General features: G+C 38.2%; 15 protein-coding genes. 8 read left to right on the forward strand and 7 right to left on the reverse strand.

Going from position 1 to position 23,225, the window contains the following annotated elements:
• Positions 1-374 precede the first annotated feature (374 nt).
• The 3 genes from malG to malE form a co-directional block, all read right to left on the reverse strand.
• On the reverse strand, positions 375-1,265 hold the full coding sequence (malG, locus tag H5084_RS04790; RefSeq protein WP_182689695.1) for a maltose ABC transporter permease MalG: 891 nt from the start codon (positions 1,263-1,265) through the stop codon (positions 375-377).
• An 11-nt stretch (positions 1,266-1,276) separates the two neighbouring features.
• The gene (gene malF / locus H5084_RS04795; protein WP_182689696.1) at positions 1,277-2,845 is read right to left on the reverse strand and encodes a maltose ABC transporter permease MalF; all 1,569 of its coding nucleotides are present in this window, start codon (positions 2,843-2,845) and stop codon (positions 1,277-1,279) included.
• A 165-nt stretch (positions 2,846-3,010) separates the two neighbouring features.
• A complete protein-coding gene (gene malE / locus H5084_RS04800; protein ID WP_028870102.1) occupies positions 3,011-4,192 on the reverse strand; it encodes a maltose/maltodextrin ABC transporter substrate-binding protein MalE in 1,182 nt (393 codons plus the stop codon).
• A 680-nt stretch (positions 4,193-4,872) separates the two neighbouring features.
• On the opposite strand from malE, the gene malK reads away from it, so the two are divergent.
• A complete protein-coding gene (gene malK, locus H5084_RS04805) occupies positions 4,873-6,009 on the forward strand; it encodes a maltose/maltodextrin ABC transporter ATP-binding protein MalK (protein WP_028870101.1) in 1,137 nt (378 codons plus the stop codon).
• A gap of 681 nt (positions 6,010-6,690) precedes the next feature.
• Here the strand turns inward: malK and malQ are convergent.
• Positions 6,691-8,868, reverse strand: a complete 2,178-nt coding sequence (gene malQ, locus H5084_RS04810) for a 4-alpha-glucanotransferase (protein ID WP_182689697.1) — start codon at positions 8,866-8,868, stop codon at positions 6,691-6,693.
• Between the two features lie 365 nt (positions 8,869-9,233).
• The gene (locus H5084_RS04815; RefSeq protein WP_182689698.1) at positions 9,234-11,687 is read right to left on the reverse strand and encodes a glycogen/starch/alpha-glucan phosphorylase; all 2,454 of its coding nucleotides are present in this window, start codon (positions 11,685-11,687) and stop codon (positions 9,234-9,236) included.
• Between the two features lie 615 nt (positions 11,688-12,302).
• On the opposite strand from H5084_RS04815, the gene malT reads away from it, so the two are divergent.
• The 7 genes from malT (at position 12,303) to cdd (ending at position 21,326) form a co-directional block, all read left to right on the forward strand.
• Entirely contained in the window at positions 12,303-15,011 is a 2,709-nt protein-coding gene (gene malT / locus H5084_RS04820) for an HTH-type transcriptional regulator MalT (RefSeq protein ID WP_182689699.1), read from the forward strand.
• Positions 15,012-15,230: 219 nt separating this feature from the next.
• A complete protein-coding gene (locus H5084_RS04825; protein WP_182689700.1) occupies positions 15,231-15,935 on the forward strand; it encodes a substrate-binding domain-containing protein in 705 nt (234 codons plus the stop codon).
• 162 nt (positions 15,936-16,097) lie between these two features.
• Positions 16,098-17,036, forward strand: a complete 939-nt coding sequence (locus H5084_RS04830; protein WP_028870097.1) for a LysR family transcriptional regulator — start codon at positions 16,098-16,100, stop codon at positions 17,034-17,036.
• A 359-nt stretch (positions 17,037-17,395) separates the two neighbouring features.
• A complete protein-coding gene (gene deoC, locus H5084_RS04835) occupies positions 17,396-18,172 on the forward strand; it encodes a deoxyribose-phosphate aldolase (RefSeq protein WP_028870096.1) in 777 nt (258 codons plus the stop codon).
• A 91-nt stretch (positions 18,173-18,263) separates the two neighbouring features.
• The gene (gene deoA, locus H5084_RS04840; RefSeq protein WP_182689701.1) at positions 18,264-19,595 is read left to right on the forward strand and encodes a thymidine phosphorylase; all 1,332 of its coding nucleotides are present in this window, start codon (positions 18,264-18,266) and stop codon (positions 19,593-19,595) included.
• Between the two features lie 328 nt (positions 19,596-19,923).
• Positions 19,924-20,439, forward strand: a complete 516-nt coding sequence (locus H5084_RS04845) for a DUF1097 domain-containing protein (protein WP_051369264.1) — start codon at positions 19,924-19,926, stop codon at positions 20,437-20,439.
• Positions 20,439-21,326 (forward strand): cytidine deaminase, encoded by an 888-nt coding sequence (gene cdd / locus H5084_RS04850; protein WP_182689702.1) that lies wholly within the window; start codon positions 20,439-20,441, stop codon positions 21,324-21,326. The genes H5084_RS04845 and cdd overlap by 1 nt, the downstream gene beginning before the upstream one ends.
• 356 nt (positions 21,327-21,682) lie before the next feature.
• Here cdd and H5084_RS04855 read toward each other — a convergent pair whose 3' ends face one another.
• Positions 21,683-22,144, reverse strand: coding sequence for a lysozyme inhibitor LprI family protein (locus tag H5084_RS04855; protein WP_028870093.1), 462 nt, complete (start codon positions 22,142-22,144; stop codon positions 21,683-21,685).
• Positions 22,138-22,902 (reverse strand): glycoside hydrolase family protein, encoded by a 765-nt coding sequence (locus H5084_RS04860; protein ID WP_220485896.1) that lies wholly within the window; start codon positions 22,900-22,902, stop codon positions 22,138-22,140. Before H5084_RS04860 ends, H5084_RS04855 begins: the two co-directional genes overlap by 7 nt.
• Positions 22,903-23,225 lie beyond the last annotated feature (323 nt).

Below are 23,225 nucleotides of genomic sequence, written 5' to 3' on the forward strand. Positions count from 1 at the left end.
GTATTTTCTTTTAGTACCTTTAGCTTAGCGATATGTGTAAATACAGTCAGAACGACTTGGGACGAGGTTATTTAAGTTTATTTTTTCTTAAAAAACATTAATTCTCATTATCAATGCCTATTAATAACATAGATAAAAACAGAGGAGAAAATATAAATATTTAGTTTATAGTTGCACATAAAAATAATTACAAGGGTAATAATCTCGTATAATCACAAATAAGGAGGGAGAACGGCTACTCATAAAATTAATTCATGGATCAACCAATCAATCAATCAATGATGATTAAAGTAGGCTTAAAATAGTTAAAAAAAAACGCAATTTACAAGGTGGGATAAATTGCGTTTATTAAAGCTATCTAGAAGTTAAAGATGCTACCCTTTCACACCTCCAGCTGTTAATCCGCCCACTAACCAACGTTGTGCGAGTAAAAATACACCAGTAATAGGTAATGCCGAGAGTACCGCTGCTGCAGCAAAATCACCCCATAAATAGTTTTGAGGGTACAAGTATTGTTGCATGCCAACCGCTAACGTATAGTTATCAACATCTGATAATAATAGTGAAGCAACAGGCACCTCGCCAACTACAGCAATAAACGAAAGGATAAACACAACAGCTAATATCGGAACCGATAAAGGCAACAACACTAAGCGGAATGCTTGCCAAGGTGTAGCACCATCTAAAGCAGCCGCTTCTTCAAGCGAGTTATCAATGGTCTCAAAGTATCCTTTGATGGTCCAAACATGCAGTGCAATCCCCCCTAAATAAGCAAAGATCAATCCGCCATGGGTATTTAATCCAAGAAACGGAATGTATTGTCCTAATTTATCGAATAACGCATACAAAGCAACTAATGCCAGTACTGCCGGAAACATTTGGAAAATCATCATCGCTTTCAAAATAGCACTCTTACCACCAAACTTCATACGCGCAAAAGCATAAGCAGAAGTTGTTGACAAGGCAACAATTAAAATTGAAGAAATACTCGCAATCTTAATTGAATTCCATAACCAGGTTAATACAGGAAATGGGGGCGGTGTGACACTGCCATCGGCATTAGTGACAGAGAAACCTAACGCCAGCTTCCAATGCTCTAAAGATGGATTTTCGGGTATCAAGCTACCTGTTGCAAAGTTACCTTCACGCAATGAGATTGCGACTACCATTAATAACGGGAAAATAATAAATGATAGAAAAACCCAAAGCCCTATGTGAGTTGCCCACACTCTATACTTTAAATTCTTGCCTTGTACTATAGCCATCGAAAAACTCCTTAATCTTGTTCAAGTTTTGTGAAGCGAAGATTTAGCAATGCCAAGCCGCCCACTAATAGGAAAATAATTGTTGCAATGGCACTTGCTAGACCAAAGTCTTGTCCACCACTTCCTTCAAATGCAATGCGGTAGGTATAGCTCACTAATAAATCCGTATAACCTGCCGGTTCAGTAGTGCCAATCATATTCGGCCCACCACCCGTTAATAGGTAAATCATTACAAAGTTATTAAAGTTAAAAGCAAAACTTGCAATTAATAACGGTGTTAATGGTTTAATCATTAGAGGGAAAGTAATGTTAGTAAAGTTTTTTAATGGCCCTGCACCATCGATTGCAGACGCTTCGTAAAGATCATGTGGAATCGCTTTTAAAAGCCCCATACACAGGATCATCATATAAGGGAAACCAAGCCAAGTATTAACAATCACCACCATGGTTCTTGCGGTGATAGGGTCTGAAAACCAAGCTGGGCTAATGCCGAACAGGGCTTCTAACACCATATTTATTTCACCAAAACTTTGGTTAAATAACCCTTTAAAAATAAGAATAGAGATAAAAGCGGGAACCGCATAAGGTAATATCAGTAATACCCGATACACTGCACGCCCTTTTAGTGCTTCCCATTGCACCACACTAGCTAATACCAAACCGATAATTAAGGTCAAAAATACAGATAACGCTGAAAATACAACGGTCCAAATAAAGATCCCTATAAAAGGTTCTTTTATTCCCTCATCCTTCCATACCTTCTCAAAATTTGCAGTACTGACATTAACTACAAACCCAGGCGAGATAGGGTCTCCTATAAACTCGTTATTTTCATTAACAACTTGATAGAATCCTATTTCCATATTCGCTTTAAGTCGCTGCTCAGTTTCATTATTTAATAATGTTTCACCATCCGACTGCATGCTATAAAGAGGTTGTACTGCGGCAAATTTTCGTAGCCCACTCATGCCTACCACTGTGCCGTTTGGCATAGTTAAATTGATGTCGTTGAGCTTTGTCCTGTTTTTGATAATTGATTTTATTTTTTGTTTTTTACCATCAACTTCTTGTACGGCCTTAAGTTCAATATTTTGTCCGGCAACAATATCCATTGTAAAGTTATCTGTCGCCAGCGTTTGGCCATTATCAATGACCGCTATACGAAAACCTTGTTCGGTCTGATAGAGATTAAACGGATAACTCTGACCGCTCTGAAATGTTCTATCCAACAAGACACTTTGTGCTCGCTCTATCGTTAATTGGTTTTTTGCACTGTAGTTAGTAAATGCGAGGCTAGTGGTATAAACCAATGGAAATAATATAAATAGGATCATGCCCGCAATACCAGGATAAATATAGCGATGAGCATAGGTCTTTTTACTACCAAAAATATACAGTGCCAGTGATGTTAATATGACGGTAAGTAATGCAAATGCTAGTTCTCCACGAGAGTACATTACAATCGACGCATAACCGTTTACGATAGCGACTGAAACTAAAATGGCCCATTTTATTATCACTCCCCAACTAAGAGGAAGTGGAGATGGTGCAATGGCACCAGAACCTTGAACTGACTGCATATAGAACCCTGTTTACTAAAATCAACGCCACCACTAACTGTTTTTCATCATGATTAATAGTAGTGATGTGTTATTGATGGAGTCGAAAAAAATTAAAATGAGGAGAAAGCAATGCTTTCTCCAGTGTTAAGGAATAAACTTGATGTTTACTCCTTAACAACGTCATTATTTGACCATTTGTTTTTCTGCATCTGCAAGCGCTGCATCTACTGCTTGGCGACCATCAACGATATTGATAATGGCATTTTTTGCACTTCCCCAGAATGCACCCATTTGTGGGATATTTGGCATTATTTCACCATTTTTTGCATTATTCATGGTTGCCGCAATGCGTGCATCAGCAGCTAACTCTTTTTGAAATGAATTCAATGCAACAGCACCAAGCGGTTTATCATTATTAATATTACGTAAACCCTCGTTAGTGAGTAGGTAGTTTTCAATAAACTCAACAGCAAGGTCTTTATTAGGTGACGCAGTGCTAATACCCGCGGTCAATACACCAACAAATGGTTTAGAATCTTTACCATTAAATTTAGGCAAAGTAGTCACACCATAATTAATGCCAGCTTTTTCAATATTGCCCCAAGACCAAGGACCGTTAATAGTCATTGCAACATTGCCCTTAGTAAATTCAGATTCAGACACGGAATAATCCATATCAGGAGAAATAACCTTGTTATCGATCAATTGTTTTACAAACGTCATTGCCCCTTTTACACCCGCATTATTAATACCAGCATTTTTAATATCATAACCGGTAGACGTTGGCTTAAAAGCATACCCCCCATCAGCAGCCATTAAAGGCCAAGTAAAGTAAGGTTCTTTTAAGTTCCACATAATCGCCGATTTACCATCTTTTTGCAGTTTAGTATTCAGCGCCGTGATGTCTTCCCAATTCTCAGGAGGCGTAGCAATTAAATCTTTGTTATAAATAAGTGATAGCGCTTCAATAGCCACAGGGTAACCAATGAATTTACCTTTATACTGCACAGCATCCCAAGCAAAATCGACAATACCGTTTTTCACTTCTTTAGAAGGGGTCACTTCAACTAGCAAACCTGCTTCTGCGTATCCACCAAAACGGTCATGTGCCCAAAAAACGATATCAGGACCATCGCCCGTTGATGCCGTTTGTGGGAATTTGTCTTGTAGTGCATCAGGGTGAGCAACAGTAACTTTAATGCCGGTGTCTTCTTCAAAACGTTGGCCGACTTCAGCAAGTCCATTGTACCCTTTGTCGCCATTGATCCAGATAGTAAGCTGCCCCTCTTCAATCGCCGCGTTGGCATTAAAAGAACCCAATGCAGCCATGGTGCAAAGCGCAACGATACTTAGATTTTTTTTCATGTTAATATCCTTTTTAGTTGTGATGGAGGGCTAGCCGTTGGGTAAGCCATATTTCGAACTTTATTATCTAGAAGTTAAAACGCTTAATCATCATCCTATCCACTACGCCCCATGGGTTCGACTCTATTTTCGTGACACAGCTCTACCTATAACCGAGATCAAGATCTCAAATTCAATTTTTGTGTGATAGTAATCATCATAATTAATGCAAATTAGTGGAATGACATCTGCACTTTGTTGAATATGTCTTATCCCTCCCCTCCTCTGTCCTCCTCCTACAAATTATTGCACTAGGATGATGTATAGGTGGTCTAAAATAAGCAAACTATCAATCACTAGTAATAGATTGTGATCGTGTTATTTACACTTTTGTTTTAACGATTCCTAACAGCGGTCATAAATAGCCAATAAAACCTATTTAGCGCTAATATTTATACTTTTTTACTACCATTTACATAACAAATTATGCAACCTCGGTATTTATAAAGTGTATCTAGTTAGTTCGTTGTTAATAAAAAGAAATGTTGTAAGAAGGATACATCAACGGCAGCAATTATTTATTAATATAAAACACAATTAATGGTTTCAAATTTCATAAATAAAAATTCCTAAATAAGAGTTCAGGAATAAACAACAGAAATCATGACCGTAAACATAAAAATTAATCGAGGACAAACTACATGACCAGTGTCACCTTAAAAAATGTATGTAAAGCTTACGACAAGCTACTTATCTCTAAAAATGTCGATCTTGAAATAAAAGAAGGCGAACTGGTCGTCTTTGTTGGTCCATCGGGTTGTGGTAAATCCACACTTTTACGCTGTATAGCAGGCCTTGAAGAAATTACTTCTGGTGATTTATACATCGGTGAAGAACGCATGAATGATGTTGAACCATCAAAACGGGGTGTCGGTATGGTATTTCAATCCTACGCACTCTATCCGCATCTCAACCTCTATGACAACATGTCCTTTGGTTTAAAGTTAGCTAAAGCTAAAAAATCTGAAATAGATACCCGTGTTCATCATGTGGCGGACATTTTACAATTAACTCACTTACTTGAACGTCAACCTAAAGCACTTTCAGGTGGGCAACGACAACGTGTCGCCATTGGCAGAACGCTGGTATCACAGCCAAATGTCTTTTTGCTTGATGAACCACTCTCTAATTTGGATGCCGCATTACGCGTCAATATGCGCAGTGAAATTACTAAACTGCAACGTAAACTTGGCTGCACCATGATATACGTGACTCATGACCAAGTAGAAGCAATGACAATGGCCGATAAAATCGTGGTATTAGATGCGGGTTCAGTATCACAAGTGGGTCGCCCTCTTGAACTATATCACTATCCAATCAATCGTTTTGTAGCCGGCTTTATTGGTTCGCCTAAGATGAACTTCATGAGCGTATCGATTGAAGACACAGAGGATGAACGAGTCAAAGTCAAACTAGCAAATAATGAAAGCTTTTGGATACCTGTAGAAGGTAAAACAGTGACTATAGGCGATCGAATGTCATTAGGCATTCGTCCTGAACATTTACTGAATGCAGAACAAGCTGATGCCACTATCGAAGGCAAAGTACAAATCGTAGAAAAGCTAGGTAATGAAACCCAAATTTACATGAACCTAGCCAGCGCAGATGCAGATGTTATATATAGAGCAGCAGATACGCTTGATGTGGAAGTTGGTCAAAAATACAATGTGGGTTTAACTGCGCATCGTTGTCATTTATTCCACAGAGATGGTATAGCATGTCGCCGTCTTCACCGTGAAAGCGGTGTTGATTATGATGCGATGATCGCTGAAAAATAAAGACAAAATTAACAAAAATATAAATTCAATAGTAAATGCTCACAGATACTGAGCAAATAGTGCAGCATTTACTATTCCAACACTTTTTGTTCCAACATTGGCAATGCAATATACATTAATAACTCACAACTGATGATTTCCCCCTTCCCGCACACAAAAAATAATAACCCATAACCGACACAGTCTATAAACAATCAAATACTCGATATCGCTTATAACTCAACGATTACATTTATTACCACAGACTCTATTTACAATGCTTATGTCATTTATTCTTTAGGAAATGACTATATAGAATGACGACATCAAATTATTTTATGAAACCACTTATTATACGAATCTAGGCTTGTACTTAAGTAATTGTATTTAAGTAATTGTATTTAAGTAATTGCATTTAATTAAGTAAATTTAGGTAGCTCCATACTGAACCAGCTTAATGATAATGTTAAATGAAGAAAATGGATGAGTTTAATGATTAATGTTTAAAATTGAATTGATAACTAAGTTGATAATTAAGTTGATAGTTAAGTGAATAGTTAAATGAGTCCTTAAATTGAGAGGAAAATCCCAAACGAATAGCAATTTAAAACGGGTAATAAAGCTTTGCTAAGAAAGGCTTTATTACCGACTATATTGCTCAACGATAGGAGCTAGAGAGAATATAATCTCCAGCACAAACAATTAATGGCTAGCTTTTAAGCGCAATTGGGTCATTTGTTTAGCTAAGCGATTTACCGACTTTTTTTGAAAAATATCATCGATGTTAACTGATAATTTACGTCGCCAGTTAGGATATTCATTGACCGTTCCAGGTATATTGACAGGCATATCCATTTCTAACAAATCTTCAAGTTGCACACTAAACAATGCAGATGAACCGGCAGCGAGGTGCAAATGTAGCGCTTCACTCAAGTAACTGTCCATTGGAACAAAGGCTGCATCTTTGCCCACACCTTCAGGCAAGAGTCCATGCCAGGCAAGGCTATTAAGTATTTCTTGTTTAGATCGTAACCGTTCATCATATAAAGCTTTTAATTGAACAGGATCTGGATACAAACCAAGTTCTTTACCCATACGCAGATCTTCACAATGCCAGAACCCTCTAAGCGTTGGCATATCGTGTGTACAAAGTGCTGACATAGATTGTTCTGTATAATGGGTAGGTGAGAAAAAACCACCGTCCTCAGCGACTTCGAAAAAAAACAATTTATAAGAATGGATACCCGAGCTTGCCAGTATATCGACAATTTCATCTGGAACAGTACCTAAATCCTCACCAATTACTGCACATTGATGTCGATGTGACTCAAGCGCTAAAATAGCTAACAAGTCTTCAACAGGGTAATAAATGTAAGCCCCCTCCGCCGCAGTTTTATTTTTAGGTACCCACCATAAGCGTAATAAACCCAAAACATGATCGATTCTTAACGCACCACAATGTTTCATATTAGCCCTTAATAACGCAATGAAAGGAGCATAACCTGAGTTCTTAAGTACTTGAGGGTTCAGAGGTGGCAGTCCCCAATTTTGCCCTAACGGCCCAAACACATCCGGTGGTGCTCCGATGCTTGCATCAAGTACCAGATGTCCATTATCAGCCCAACTTGCCGAACCTGAGTTTGCTTCGCCTACTGCTAAATCACGGTATAAGCCGACCGACATTCCGCATTCTTCTGCAAACTGTTGAGCTTCATTAATCTGTGTATCAGCAATCCATTGATAATATAAATAAGACTCAACCAGTGATCTGTTTTGTGTAATAAACTGATGTACCTCTATATTGCTGAACTTGCTATATTTATTTGGAAATACTGGGCAGCCCCAAACAGAAGGATCCTGTTGATGCAAGTGGGCATGTAGCGCATCAAATGCCGCTTGATGCTGTAAACTTTCTCCACCTTGCGCCACAAAATCATGAAAAGCCTCCGCGCGCTCTGTTTCTTTAGAAAGATGCCTAATTTCAAATTCTTTAAATAAAAGGGGTAATACACTTAATTTTAATGCCGCTACTTCACTGTAATTAACCCATTCATCTTTACGCACACTTTTGAGACGTTGTTGAAATTTGATGCATCCGACTTTTTGCTGCGCCGCGCTACTCAATACAAACTCAGGGATAGCTGTCACATCAATATACATAATGTTCAACCAATGACGAGAAGAAGGACTATATGGGCTAGCCCCTTCAGGGTTGGCAGGAAATAATGCATGGATCGGATTTAGGCCAATAAAATCTCCGCCACGGGAAGCGACTTCTGTTATTAGCTGCTTTAGATCGCCAAAATCTCCTATTCCCCAGTTATATGCGGTGCGAACCGTATAAAGTTGGATGCTTGGACCCCAAAGTTTTTCACCTTTAAGTAAACTAGACTGCTTATAACAAGATTCAGGCGTAATGATTATAGTCATTTGATACGGGTTTTTACGGCGTTTACGAGTAACCGTTAATTGGTGATACCCTAACGGTAATTTGGGTAGTTGAAAAATCAACGCTCCTCCATTTGAGCGCTCATCTTTGATCACTTGTGATTGCAAATAACCTTCTAAAACTTCACCATTCTCTGTAATAACTTGCCAACTAAATTCGCTTTCTCGCACGGTTAAACCAAGGTTTAATTCAATTTCAATCGGTTGTTGTGGATCCTTAATGACCTTAACGGGTGCTAATATTTCGGTTTTATGCCTTTTTTGTGCAGATTTTAACAACGTTTGATCATCAGTCGTATCGTAGCCTAACGCACTTAATAGTTGTTCGATGGTTTCATCTTTAACATAAGCTTCATTTCCCCAGGCACTAATGTAACGGTCTGAGATTTTAGCCATTTTGGCTACTTTTTTTAATACTGATTGTTCGTTCATTGCTCTCTCCGTGGGCATAATATCAAGACTCGTTAATAAAAGATCATGGCCAAACATTAGCTCGCTACTGTTAATAAGAATATTGAAGGGTATATACCTTATCCAAATGTAAAAACAATCTGCAAAAAATGATGGTAAAACCATGGTTTATTTAGTAAGTAAAAGACTATCAACCCTACTCAAATTTTTTAGCGTAATACCAAAGCATGTTTGCTGATCAATATCACTGCTTAATGTGAGCCCATTATTTTTCGTTCTTTTTTTATAAATGAATTCAGCATTTATAATGGCGACTACTGTGAAATGGGCATATAGATTAATAAATTAAAAAGTGAAGTGCGCCTAGCACACTTCACTCAATGCGATTAACGATGTACTGCCGATAACTTCCAAATATTATTAGCATAGTCTCGAATAGAACGGTCAGAGCTAAACTTGCCTACCAATGCAGTATTCATAATAGCTTTACGCGCCCAGCCCTTTTTATCTTGGTATTGTTTATCCATCGCTTCATGCGCATGAATATATGATGCAAAGTCCGCTAAACACAGGTAAGGGTCTCCGCCATCCAACAACGCATCATAAATAGTACGCAACCTTCCTGGCTCATTAGGTGTAAATACATCGCTAAGTAACAAGTCTAATGAAGCTTTTAATAACGGATTAGTATGGTAGTAGTCGAAGGGGTTATAACCTCGGCTTAGTACAGCTTCAACGCCATCAACGTCGAGCCCAAAAATATAAATATTATCGTCACCTACCTCTTCACGAATTTCTACATTTGCACCATCCATTGTGCCGATTGTTAACGCACCATTTAATGCCATTTTCATGTTGCCTGTGCCTGATGCTTCTTTACCTGCCGTTGATATTTGCTCAGAAACATCCGCAGCAGGGATGATGATTTCAGCAATGCTGACTCGATAATCAGGAATAAATACGACTTTCAACTTGCCGTTGATTCGCTGATCATTGTTAATGGTTTCAGCAATTTTATTAATAGCGAAGATGATCTCTTTTGCAAGGTGGTAACCGGGCGCAGCTTTTGCAGCAAAGAAAACAACTCGCGGCACCATATCAAAGGTAGGTTCGTTTAATAGACGATAATAAAGCGACAAAATATGTAATAAATTTAAATGCTGGCGCTTATATTCATGTAAACGTTTAATTTGAACATCAAAAATAGCATCACTATCTAGTTCAATATCCATATGTTCCTTAACCCAACTGGCCAAACGCTGTTTATTCAATTTTTTTACATTCATATAATCATTTTGAAATTGACTATCTTCGGCAAACTCAGCGATTTGGTTAAGTTGACTTAAATCCGCAGGCCATTGATCACCTATTTTATCAGTGATTAATTGAGATAATGCTGGATTACAGAACTTCAACCAACGTCGAGGGGTAATGCCATTAGTGATATTTTGTAAACGGTTAGGATACAACTCATCAAACTCAGGGAATAAATCACGTTTAACTAAAGCAGAATGCAAAGCTGCAACACCATTAACCGCATAAGAGCCAACTACGCATAGGTTTGCCATGCGAACATTACGATGAAAACCATCTTGAATAATGGATAATTTACGTTGTTTCTCAACATCACCCGGCCATTTTTCTCGTACTTCTTGCATAAATAAGTGATTAATATGGAATATAATTTCCATATGTCGAGGTAATAAGCTTTGAATCAATGATTCAGACCAAGTTTCTAACGCTTCAGGTAGTAGCGTATGATTAGTGTAGGCAAATGTTTTGCTACAAATAGCCCAAGCATCGTCCCAACTCATGTCTCTTTCATCAATCAAAATACGCATTAATTCTGGAATAGCGATCGTTGGATGAGTATCGTTGAGCTGTATGGATTCGTATTGAGCAAGATCTTTGAGATTATGTCCAGATTCATCGTGACGACGTAAAATGTCTTTGATTGACGCGGCACTATGAAAATATTGCTGCATTAAACGCAGTGTTTTACCTTTTTCGTGATTATCATTTGGATATAGAATTTTGGTGATATTACCAGCATCGATAAGTGCATGTTGTGCTTCAAAATAATGTCCATTATTGAAACTTTCTAATGAGAATGGTGCAATCGCCTGGCATTCCCATAAACGTAATGGATAAACAGTATTACTTTGGTAACCAACAATCGGAAGATCCCACGGCATGCCTTTTACGAACATACCAGGTACCCAGCGGCGCTTTTCTTTGCCATTTTCAACTACAGGCTGTACATGCCCATAAAATCCTATTTCCTGCGCATATTCTGGGCGCGCAACTTCCCACGGGTAACCTTCTACACCTCGCCATGCATCTGGTGCTTCTTTTTGATGACACTGTTCAAAGGATTGCTTGAAAAGCCCATATTCGTAATGTAGCCCGTAACCAATAGCAGGGAATTCTTGGGCTGCACATGAATCCATAAAACAAGCAGCTAAACGACCAAGACCACCATTTCCTAATGACGGATCGCGCTCTTCTTCAAGTAAATCCGATAGGCTGTGTCCCATTTCTTGCATCGCATCGTTAATTTGATCGTAAATACCCATGCTAATTAGGTTATTGCCTGTCAGTCTGCCAATCAAAAACTCTAAGGATAAATAATTAACACTTTTCGCATTTTTAATTTTCGGATCTTGCTCAGTCGCTAATAAATCAAAGGTAGTTAGCCCAGCTAATGCGCGTCCTAAGGCAAGGTACCAGTCATGCGTCGTCGCTGTCTCTTCGGTTTTTGCATAAGTCGTGTTTAAGTGATTTAACACTTCAGATTTAAATAATGTTTTATCAAATTCTCTTTGTTGAACAGGTTTCATGGTAAAGCCTCTTTATTAAGTTTTATTTATCTGAGGCATATTCTGGATTTATATTAAACGCAAAACATCCTCCTAATTTAGGGTTAAATAAGGAGGAGTATTAAGGGCGTAGAAAACTAAGTTTATGCTTAGGGCGATGAATACAGAATCGATGACCTTTTACGATAATAATCAATAGATAGCACTAGTGTGGATAATGAGTGCCAAGTCACTTTTTAAAATAACAAAGATAAAGTAGTCTCGACACTTCGATAGTAAATGAATTAATCTTAATGCTGGTTTGAAAATATAAATACTCTTACAAAAAAAAAATAAGCTTTGTTTTTCATGATATTAGGTTTAAACACTGATATGCATCATCATTTTCAAAAATAGCTTAAGGTATACTTTAGGTCACATAATTTGATGATTGGTGATTGAGGTTTTGAAAACAGTACTATCATCGAGAATTAGCCATGCCATACAGTACGAGATTAGAGTCACATCGCTATTACACAGGGCACTAAAAAATGTGTGTAATGTCATGCAATGTAAAGCCTTGCAGTAGTCAATTCTAGTGAATATAGCGTACGCTTGGCCCTTATAATAGAAATAATTAATAACACGAGAAAGCAAATGTGGCTCCCATCAAAACTAACAAGACCAGGCAGATTACATAACGCAATACTAAGACCTCGCGTGCTCGAGTTATTGCAACAAGCGCCATTTTATAAACTAGTTCTATTTCGTTCGCCAGCAGGCTATGGAAAAACCACCATGACCGCACAATGGTTAGCGGATAAATCCTCCGTCGGCTGGTACAGCATTGATGAGAATGACAATGATATATTTCATTTTATTAACTATTTCATTCAAGCAATCAACAAGGCAACTAACGAGTCCTGTCCTAATGCGCAAACATTAGTTGAAAAACGTCAATTTTCATCGCTGCAATCATTATTTGGTGAAGTATTTAGTGAACTTTCCAACTATCACCAAGAATGTTATTTGGTATTAGATGATTATCACTTGATCAAAGAAAATGAGATTCATGAAGGGATACGTTTTTTCCTTAAACATATGCCAGATAATATAACATTAATCGTAACCAGTCGTTCTGCACCTCCTATTGGTACAGCAAACCTTAGAGTACGCGACTTAATGATCGAAATAGACAATGATCTTCTCGCTTTTGATGCAGATGAAACAGCTCGTTTTTTCAATCAACGTTTTTCCGAGGGCGTAGATGATACTACGGTAGATAACCTTCGTGCTTATGTTGAAGGCTGGCCTTCTGCATTACAACTTATCGCGTTACAAGCACAACATAACAAAAAAACACTAGCACAATCGGTTGAGTCTGTTTCAAATTTTAGTAATGGCCATCTTTGGGAATACCTTGTTGAAGAAGTTTTTGACTTTTTAGATAATGATACTCGTCACTTTTTAATGCAATGCTCTGTACTGAGTACCTTTAACGATACGCTTATTAGTGAGTTAACAGAAAGAGACGATGCATTGAGTATGCTTGAATACCTAAATCGTTATGGCTTATTTATATACCCCTTAGAGGGAGAACAAAACTGGTTTAGGTTTCATAATTTATTTGCAGAGTTTCTAGCACATGAGCGTCAAGCACGGATCCCGCAGGAAGAAAATGCGCTTCATCATAAAGCGGCTAAAGCATGGCTAAAACTAGATATCCCTCAACAGGCTATGTTTCATGCACAGAAAGTAAATGATGGCGAACTACTGACAAAAATCATTTCCGCTCACGGCTGGAGAATGTTTAATCATGGTGAATTAACTAATTTAGAAAGTGCAATTAACAGTTTGTCTCCTGACAAGTTATACGAAAATATTAAACTGCCATTAATAAGAGCTTGGCTTGCACAAAGCCAACATAGCTATACCGCAGTAGAGAATATGCTGGCGGAGGCTAAGCAAGAGATCGATAAGAGAAATATTACGTTAACAACAAACGATCAAGGTCAAGTTAATGCGCTGCTTGCGCAAGTTGCTATTAATCGGAGTGAGCCTGAAAAAGCCTTTGAACTAGCTGAACTAGCATTAACCCAATTAGACTCTAATGGTTATCGAAATCGAATTATCACCACCTCTATAGTAGGTGAAGTAAATCATGTAATGGGACAGTTAGACAGAGCCCTACCTTTAATGCAACAAACCGAGAAATTAGCGAGACAGCATAAACTCTTTCATCAAGCATTGTGGGCAATATTGCAACAGGGTGAAATACTGCTGGCACAAGGTTTTGTACAAGCTGCATTTGAGTTACAAGATAGTGCTTTTAAACTGATTACTGAACAAAAATTGCAGCAATTGCCGTTACATGAGTTTTTATTGCGTAACCGTGCGCAAATATTATGGTGCTGGAATCGCTTAGATGAAGCTGAAGAATGTGCTTATAAAGGAATCAATGTACTCGGAAACATAGAACCTAGCAAACACTTACACTGTTATTCAATGCTAGCGATGATAGCAATAAGTCGTGGAGAGCTAGATAAGGCCATGCGATTTATTGAAAAAATACAACACCTAGTACAACAATCAACCTATCATGATGATTGGTCAGCACATGCGTCACAATCATTGCTTTTATACTGGCAAGCTCGTAATGACTTAGACGCAATTAAAAATTGGTTAGGTACCGCAATCCGCCCTAACCAAGCAAATAACCACTTTTTGCAACTGCAAGTTCGTAACATTGTCAGAGCTGAAATAGCCCTTGAACAATATGACCAAGCAACAATAACGATTAAGTTTTTACAGTCTGAGGCCAAAGCATCACATTTAATTACGGATAATAATCGTAATCTTATTATTGAAGCGATTATAGCGGCAAAAGTAGGTAATGAAACATTAGCGTTAGAGACATTAAAACAAGCACTAAGTTTAACTAACCAAACAGGCATGGTCAGTAACTTCTTGATCGATGGTGTACATATTGAGCATTTACTACAAAAACTTAGCAGTTCCGCTAGCTTAAATGAACTTGAAAAACACCGTACGTTACAATTATTAAAAGATATTTCTATCAAGCAAAAGAGCCGTTCTATCCACTTCGATGAAAGTTTTGTGGATCAACTGGTGAATCACCCTGATATACCTGAGCTCGTTCGAACCAGTCCCTTAACACAAAGGGAATGGCAAGTATTAGGTTTGATTTATTCTGGATTAAGCAATGAACAAGTCGCACTCGAGCTGGATGTGGCAGGTACAACGATAAAAACACATATTCGCAACTTGTATCAGAAGCTGAATATTGCAAATCGCAAAGAAGCTATAAAAACAGCAGAGAACTTGCTGAGACTTATTGGTTATTAATACCAATTTCGCTCAATAGCTAATTAATATTGCTGGTTAAAATACACCACTTCTTTATTCTTGATGGTTTACCATCAAGAATAAAGAAGTGGCCCAATAAGTTAGTCCTGATACAAGGGCTCAACTGAATAAAGAAAATAATGACCGCAGTTGAAGCCAACTCAACCACCTACTAAAGTAGATGGTTAAGTTTTATGCCACAAGGGTCCATTAGACAGAATGCAGCATAACGTAGACATGTTAATGCAAAAGCGTGTTGATGGGTTAATGCTTATGTGTGCAGAAGTAGATGGCCGTCATATTGATCTGCTTCAACATCATAAACCTGTTCCTTCGATAGTTATGGGCTGGGGGCCTGCTGATCCTTCACTAGATCAAATCCAAGATCACTCTTTTCTCGGTGGAAGCATGGCGACTAAATACCTAATAGACTGTGGGCATACAAAAATAGGTTGTATTACAGGCCCGTTAGAAAAAAATACGGCTCACTTAAGGTTGCAAGGGTTTAAACAAGCAATGATAGAAGCACATATTGCAGTCAACAAAGAATGGATCATAGAAGATGAATTTGAAGCTGAAGGTGGTTTTCAAGCATTTAATAAGTTATTTGAAAAAGGCCCACTGCCCTCCGCACTTTTTATTGGTAATGACATGATGGCAATGGGGGTTATTAATGCAGCCCATAAACAAGGGATAAGAATACCAGAAGACATCTCTATCATTGGCTATGATGGCATTAAAATGGCTAAATTTTTCACCCCTTCTCTGACAACCATTCATCAACCTAAATTTAGGTTAGGTGCAAAAGCTGTCGATACGTTACTAGAAAAAATTAATAAACAACGCGCTGAGTCTATCGTCATCAAACTTGAACCAAGTTTAATAATAAGAGATAGCGTTAAAAATCTAAATAAATCAATTTGATGACAGCAATTACTTGCTCCCCTAACTAGCCACAGAACAATAGATATTGATCAATAGCAGGTTAATATAACTTATTCACCTCACTTATCTACCATTCAGCTCTTTTACTGGCATTGCTTTTACTATCTTTGTAAGATGCTTTTTTAAAACTTGGAAATTGAAATGAAAAACCGTGCTAATCAAATGTATTTATTACATATATTGAAAATGAGTGGCAGCTTTACTAAAGCGGCTGAACGATTGGATGTATCAATTTCCTATGTTAGTAAACAATTAACTCAATTAGAGTCAGAACTCAATGTGCAACTTGTGCAAAGAACCACGCGCAATTTGACCTTAACCGATGCGGGTATTGAGTTTGCTGAACATTGTGCTCAACTCTATGCCAATATTCAAAATGCAGAAGCGGCAATGATGGATGCAACAGAACAAATGTCAGGTACCATCCGTTTGGCACTATCACGAAGTTTTGGCGCGCTGCACGTCATTCCAGTATTAGATAAAATGCAAAAGCAGTATCCAGAGATCAATTTTGATATCACTTTTTCAGATCAAAAAATCGACATGCTAAATGATGGTATTCATTTATGGATAACAACCCATGCGGATATCAATGAAGGTTATATAGCCCAAAGAGTCGCCGATGGTAATTTCGTGCTTGCCGCTTCACCGGGATACTTAGATAAAAACCCGAAACCTATTCACCCAGATGATTTATTGCATCATAACTGTGTCACCTATCATAGTAATACCCGTGACTACAGCTATTGGCCATTTAGTAAGGGCGAACAATTATGTTGTAACCATGTCACTGGCAACTACCGTGTCAACCTTTCTGAAGCAGTAAGGGATGCAGTTATCGGAGATCACGGCGTAGGTTATATTGCGACCTATTTATTATCCAATGAGTTTGAAACAGGCAAACTTATCCAACTCCTACCAGACTGGAAAGCTAATTTAGATATGCCGGTTTACGCCGTCTACCCACGAAAAAAGCACCTTCCCAAAAGGCTGAATACAGTGATCACGTTTCTAAAGGAGCATATTGGTACGCCGCCCTATTGGGATCTAGCTCTAGCTCCTTGGGTGAAGAACATTTAGTCGCATTAAATAAACCTTTCGTTTCTTTTCATTTATTCGTTGTGATCGTCAGTGCTTTTTCTTGTGCCAGTGCCGCGTAAAGCGCCCTTTAATAGCAGAGCCTGTTTCTATGCTCTGTTATATCGTTTAAAACCGATTTTTTAGACCTAATTTTGTAACCCTAGTCGCATAACCTGACTTCATAACATAGCTTCATAACATAGCGGCAAAAAAAACAGTATTCAAGAACGTTAATCAATCCTTCACTTTTTCCATACGTAAAAAGTGCTTTGCCTATATCGTATATATCAATGCTTTTATTCGATGTACTCTCGAGCACATAAACCTCTTTCAACTTACGATAAAACTGGAGCCACCCTATGTCTGATATTAAAACAGCTGCTTTACGTGCACTTAAGCTAATGGATTTAACTACATTGAATGACGATGATACTGATCAAAAAGTCATCGAGCTTTGTCATAATGCTAAAACGGCCGTTGGTAATACCGCTGCAATTTGTATTTATCCTCGTTTTATCCCGATTGCTAAGAAAACACTGCTTGCACAAGGTACACCAGAGGTGCGTATTGCAACCGTGACCAATTTTCCACACGGCAACGATGATATTGAGATTGCAGTTGCAGAAACTAAAGCTGCGATTGCTTATGGAGCCGATGAAGTTGATGTGGTTTTCCCATATCGCGCACTGATCGCCGGTAATGAAAATGTTGGTTATGAGCTAGTGAAACAATGTAAAGCAGCCTGCGGTGATATTTTACTTAAAGTGATCATTGAAACTGGAGAGCTTAAAACTGAAGCGTTAATTAAGCGTGCTTCAGAGTTGAGCATTGATGCTGGTGCAAATTTCATCAAAACCTCTACTGGTAAAGTTGCAGTTAACGCCACTCCAGAATCAGCTGAAATAATGCTTAAGGTGATTCGTGATATGGGTGTTGCTCAGCGCGTTGGTTTCAAGCCAGCAGGTGGCGTAAAAACAGCACAAGATGCAGCGCAATATCTAGCAATGGCAGATCAAATTCTAGGTGAGCAATGGGCTGATAGCATGCATTACCGTTTTGGTGCATCAAGTCTACTGACTAATTTATTGAACACATTAGAAGTGACAAATCAAACTGCCGATGCAACAGCATACTAGGCATCGCTTTCGTTACAGCTAGTCCTTCTATTTATTATAGAGGGGCAGACAAACAATTAATTAAAACTCGTTAAAGAGTATGGAGAGATTAATGTTTTTACCTCAAGAAATTATCCGCAAAAAACGTGATGGGCAAACACTAAGCACTGAAGAGATCAACTTTTTCATTCAAGGCGTGGCTAACGATACTATTTCTGAAAGCCAAATTGGTGCATTTGCTATGACTATTTTCTTTAATGAAATGGACATGTCAGAGCGAATTGCCCTTACCTGTGCAATGCGTGACTCAGGTATGGTCATGAACTGGGATCACATGAATTTTGGTGGCCCTATTGTTGATAAACATTCAACAGGTGGCGTGGGTGATGTTACCTCGCTGATGTTAGGTCCAATGGTTGCTGCCTGTGGTGGTTTTGTACCAATGATTTCTGGTCGTGGTCTTGGTCATACTGGTGGCACATTAGATAAATTAGAATCAATTCCTGGTTACAACATTTCTCCAAGCAACGATGTGTTTGGCGAAGTGACCAAACAAGCAGGTGTAGCGATTATTGGTCAAACTGGCAACCTTGCCCCTGCCGATAAACGTGTTTATGCAATTCGAGATATCACCGCTACAGTAGACAATATTAGTTTGATCACCGCGTCAATTTTGTCTAAAAAATTAGCAGCAGGGCTGGATTCACTAGTGATGGATGTAAAAGTGGGTTCCGGTGCATTTATGCCCACCTACCAAGCATCTGAAGAACTGGCTAAATCTATTGTTGCTGTGGCTAATGGTGCTGGCACAAAAACAACGGCAATTTTAACTGATATGAATCAGGTACTTGCCTCGTCAGCAGGTAACGCACTCGAAGTACGTGAAGCAGTACAATTCTTAACCGGTGAATACCGCAATCCTAGACTCTATGAAATCACCATGGCACTTTGTGCGGAAATGCTAGTATTAGGTAAATTAGCTGAAAACAGCGAGCAAGCACATCAACAGTTACAAACCGTGCTAGACGACGGCTCTGCCGCAGCATGTTTCAGTAAGATGGTTGCAGGCTTAGGTGGACCTAAAGACTTTGTTGAACACTACGACAAATACCTAGAAAAAGCACAAATTGTCAAACCTGTTTATGCAAAACAAAGTGGAATTGTTTCCGCAATGGATACCAGAGCAATTGGTATGGCCGTAGTGAGTATGGGTGGTGGACGCCGCGTTTCTAGCGATACTATTGACTATGCTGTTGGTTTTGATAACTTTATTTGTTTAGGTGACACTGCAAACGAACAAAAACCACTAGCTGTTATTCATGCTCGCAGTGAAGAACAATGGCAAGAGGCCGCTACAGCACTACTTCAGGCTATTAAGGTAAGCGACCAAGCTTATCAACCGACACCCAATGTTTACGGACAAATCCGAGCGGAAGATATTTAAAGTAAAGCCTGTAACAAGGCACAAGAAATCAGAGTGGCAGTTATTGAAGCAGTGTTTGATGTACATTATGCTCACTGCTTGATGTAAATAATAATGATACCGCCTTTGAATATGATGATTAATCTATTTCTTTGTAGGTTTATTAACAAAAACATTGAGAAAAAATGGTGCGCTAATATTGGTTAATGTTTAGCAAGTGGTTATGTAACGTAACCAATCAATTATTGCCTCTCCTTTCTATAACAATAAGCACATGTTTACTCAAAGCATGTGCTTTCATTTCATATTTTTTTATACTATTTTAATTTACAAAGATTAGGGATATTCGATGAGTTTACTGTTAGCATTGTCAATTAGCACTGGCATTTTATCCGGCTTGTTAGTTTGGCTTACTGATTTTTTTGATATAGCAAGCTGGCTAGTATTCTTAGGGGCAACCAGTTATTTTGCTTGTACTGATAAAGGTATGAAAGGATTGGTTCAAGTCTGGTTGACTAATTTCAGTGGTACAATTTGGGCAATGTTAATTATTGTTTTCTCCACTTATCTTGCAGCTGATTTTGCTCCTTATGCCACAACGGCTATCTTTGCCTTTGCTATGTGTTTTCAAGCTAAATTTAATGTGCTTAAATTTATCCCTGGCACATTCATCGGTGCAGCCGCCATTTTTTCTTCCAATGGAGAATGGATGGTTACTATTATTGCCTTATTTATTGGTGCTATTGTTGGCTTTCTCATGACTTATACCGGAGAACAGTTGCATAAATGGAGCGAGCACCGCTCAAGCGATAGTAAATCTCAGCTATCGGAAAACGGTCGATCAAAAAGCTTAGGAATAAAATAATGAATAAATTGTTAGCAAATGCATTGAATGAACTACCTATAATTTTAGCCGATTATTTAAAACCTATCGTTGAAGATAAGGACTTTTCTGCCACTATTTCAGTGGCACAGTTTAATGAATTAATGACTATAACTACATTAAGTGATAGTGAATTACGTGTTGCATTACTGCCACTTGCAGCAAGTTACTCCTACTCCCCTATTTCCAATTTTTGTGTTGGAGCGATTGCGCGCGGCCTTTCAGGAATATTATATTTTGGGGCTAATATTGAATTTCCAGGGTCACCGTTAGCACAAGCAGTGCATGCAGAACAATCTGCCATTTCCCATGCTTGGATGAAAGGAGAGACGGGCATTCAAGATATCACCATAAACTATAGTCCCTGCGGACATTGCCGACAGTTTATGAATGAACTAAGCAGTGCAGATAAAATGATGGTACAACTGCCAAATCGACAAGCAAAAACGTTACAAGACTATCTACCAGAATCATTTGGTCCTAAAGATCTCAATATAACGACACTGTTAATGGAAGATAAACCACAAAAATATGTTGTATCTGATGATAATTTGTTACTTACGAATGCCGTTGCTGCTTTAAATATCAGCCATGCGCCCTATTCAGAAAACTACTGTGGCATCGCTATTCAACTCGATGATCAATCAATCTATATCGGTGCTTATGCAGAAAACGCTGCTTTTAATCCGAGTTTGCCACCACTTCAAGTAGCATTAATACAGATACTTTTAGCGGGCAAAAGCTTTAAACAAATTTCAGCAGTTACATTGGTCGAGCTTAAAGCGGGTCAAATAACCCATAAATCAACGACACAATCTGTTTTAGATACGTTGAGACTTGGCATCCAACTTAATTACCTTGCTATTTAAAACAATGAGCTGTTAATTAAAAACACTGCACTGCAGACGTGTTTTGTACTTACCTTTGTAATCATAAAATTATGGCTTAGTAAAATAATTACTTTGCCAAGTTTTTTCCTTAGCAAATCAATTCCTTAGTAAGTTATTTCCTTACTAATCAGTTCTTTAGCAATGTATTAGCTTGCTAAAGAACAGCCTTGAGCAAAAAAATAGAGAAACCTAGCTACTGCAGGTGAGTTTAAAAGAATCATTTGGCATCGCGACCATACAAGCTCTGAGTATGCTTGTTTAGTGTTGAATCATTTAACCTAAACAATACATGCAATAACATACTTTTATAGTAAAACTATTGGTACGATCTAACGTTAAAGATTTTTTGCATAGTGTAACAACTGAACAATGCGCTCTTTGACTATCCGCGTTCGATAATCACCCCGAGATATTCCCGCTGAACTGCCAAAATATTCACGAGTCCAAGTACTTTGAATTAACTTAAACTCAGCGTCACGGTACTTTAACCAAGCAAGTTGCGCAGTTATCAAATCGGACTTCCTTGCATTGGGTAATTTCAACTTAATATGTGAAAATGCTTTATTTAATTCTTTGTCTAAAAATAACAGATAGTTATTATAAGCAACTAAAAAATCTCTGGTTTTATTTTTGGGATCATCAATCGCCATCAAGTAGACCATTTCTCGTTTTTCAAACTCGCCAAACAAATCTGGGGCATCTGGGTTATCAATTGCACACGCTCCAAAAATAACGCTAATAGAGAATAAACAGCCAAGAAGGATCCGATACATATAATTAAGTGATCTTTTTACCATTTTTCATAAACTCCTTTCTGATAGATGTTCCACTCCGACTGCCGTCTATTTTTTAAACCACGATTAACTTTACCTTGAGATTTATCCCAGGCTTTCCAAGCTTTTTCCAACGTAGAGTAAGAAGTTATCACGTCAGGATCGTTAATCATTTTTAACACCGATGACTGAGAGAAACCTGTTTGACCTATATTGAAAGCAAATATTACCATTGCATCGAATTCATGCTGAGTAACATCAACGTTCACTTTACTTTTTACGGTGTTAATAAAAGGATTTAGATCTGCTTGTAATAATATAATCGCTTGCGCCTCGTTCAAACCGGCTTTGTATTTAGACCAATCTGATCTGGCAATCAAATGGCCGTAACCAATAGTAGCACCTTCTACCCACACCTTAATATCTTTGCCGGTTTGGTCGTCGTAGGGAGTTATTGCCAAACCTTCAATCTCCTTCAAAAGATTAATTCCTTTTTCACCAAAATATAGCGAACTAATCGATGCAACTGCTTCTTTAGTGGTCTGTAAGCGTCTCAAGGTTTCACCATTAGCATCAACCAACCCATCTGCTTGATGCATATCCATCATCATTTTTTGGAAAGCTTGTATTCGTTTAATCGTGTTTGGACCTGATTGTCCATCTATTATCAACGGCTTTGCAAAGCCAGCAAATTTATGTTGATTGAGCAAGCCTTGCACTATTTTAACATCTTCAATGTTATTTTCGCCTTTATCTCCAACGGATGCAGTTATCGTTTTCATGGTAATTCCCCTTCATTTATGGAGCGCTCTTCTTGACACCGAGAAGAACACAAAGAATAAACTTCTGGAACGATTGCTATAATTTACTAACGACTGGTGGTGATGCATGAGCATCTAACTATTTCAAAAGCTAAACTAACGGCCTTCTTGCATAGCTCAATACTTAACCACATTAATTCATATTTAATTGATGCTCAACAAGATATTTTCTTTTCTCTCATCGATTGAATAAATTGAGTGATGGGAGTTTTTAAAAGGAATTCATTATTCAGTAGCTAGCCACTGTAGCTGGATAAAAATTAAGCCAAGAAGTAATACTTTAT

It is taken from the genome of Psychromonas sp. SR45-3, from assembly GCF_014163575.1.
GTDB classification, from domain to species: Bacteria; Pseudomonadota; Gammaproteobacteria; order Enterobacterales; family Psychromonadaceae; genus Psychromonas; species Psychromonas arctica.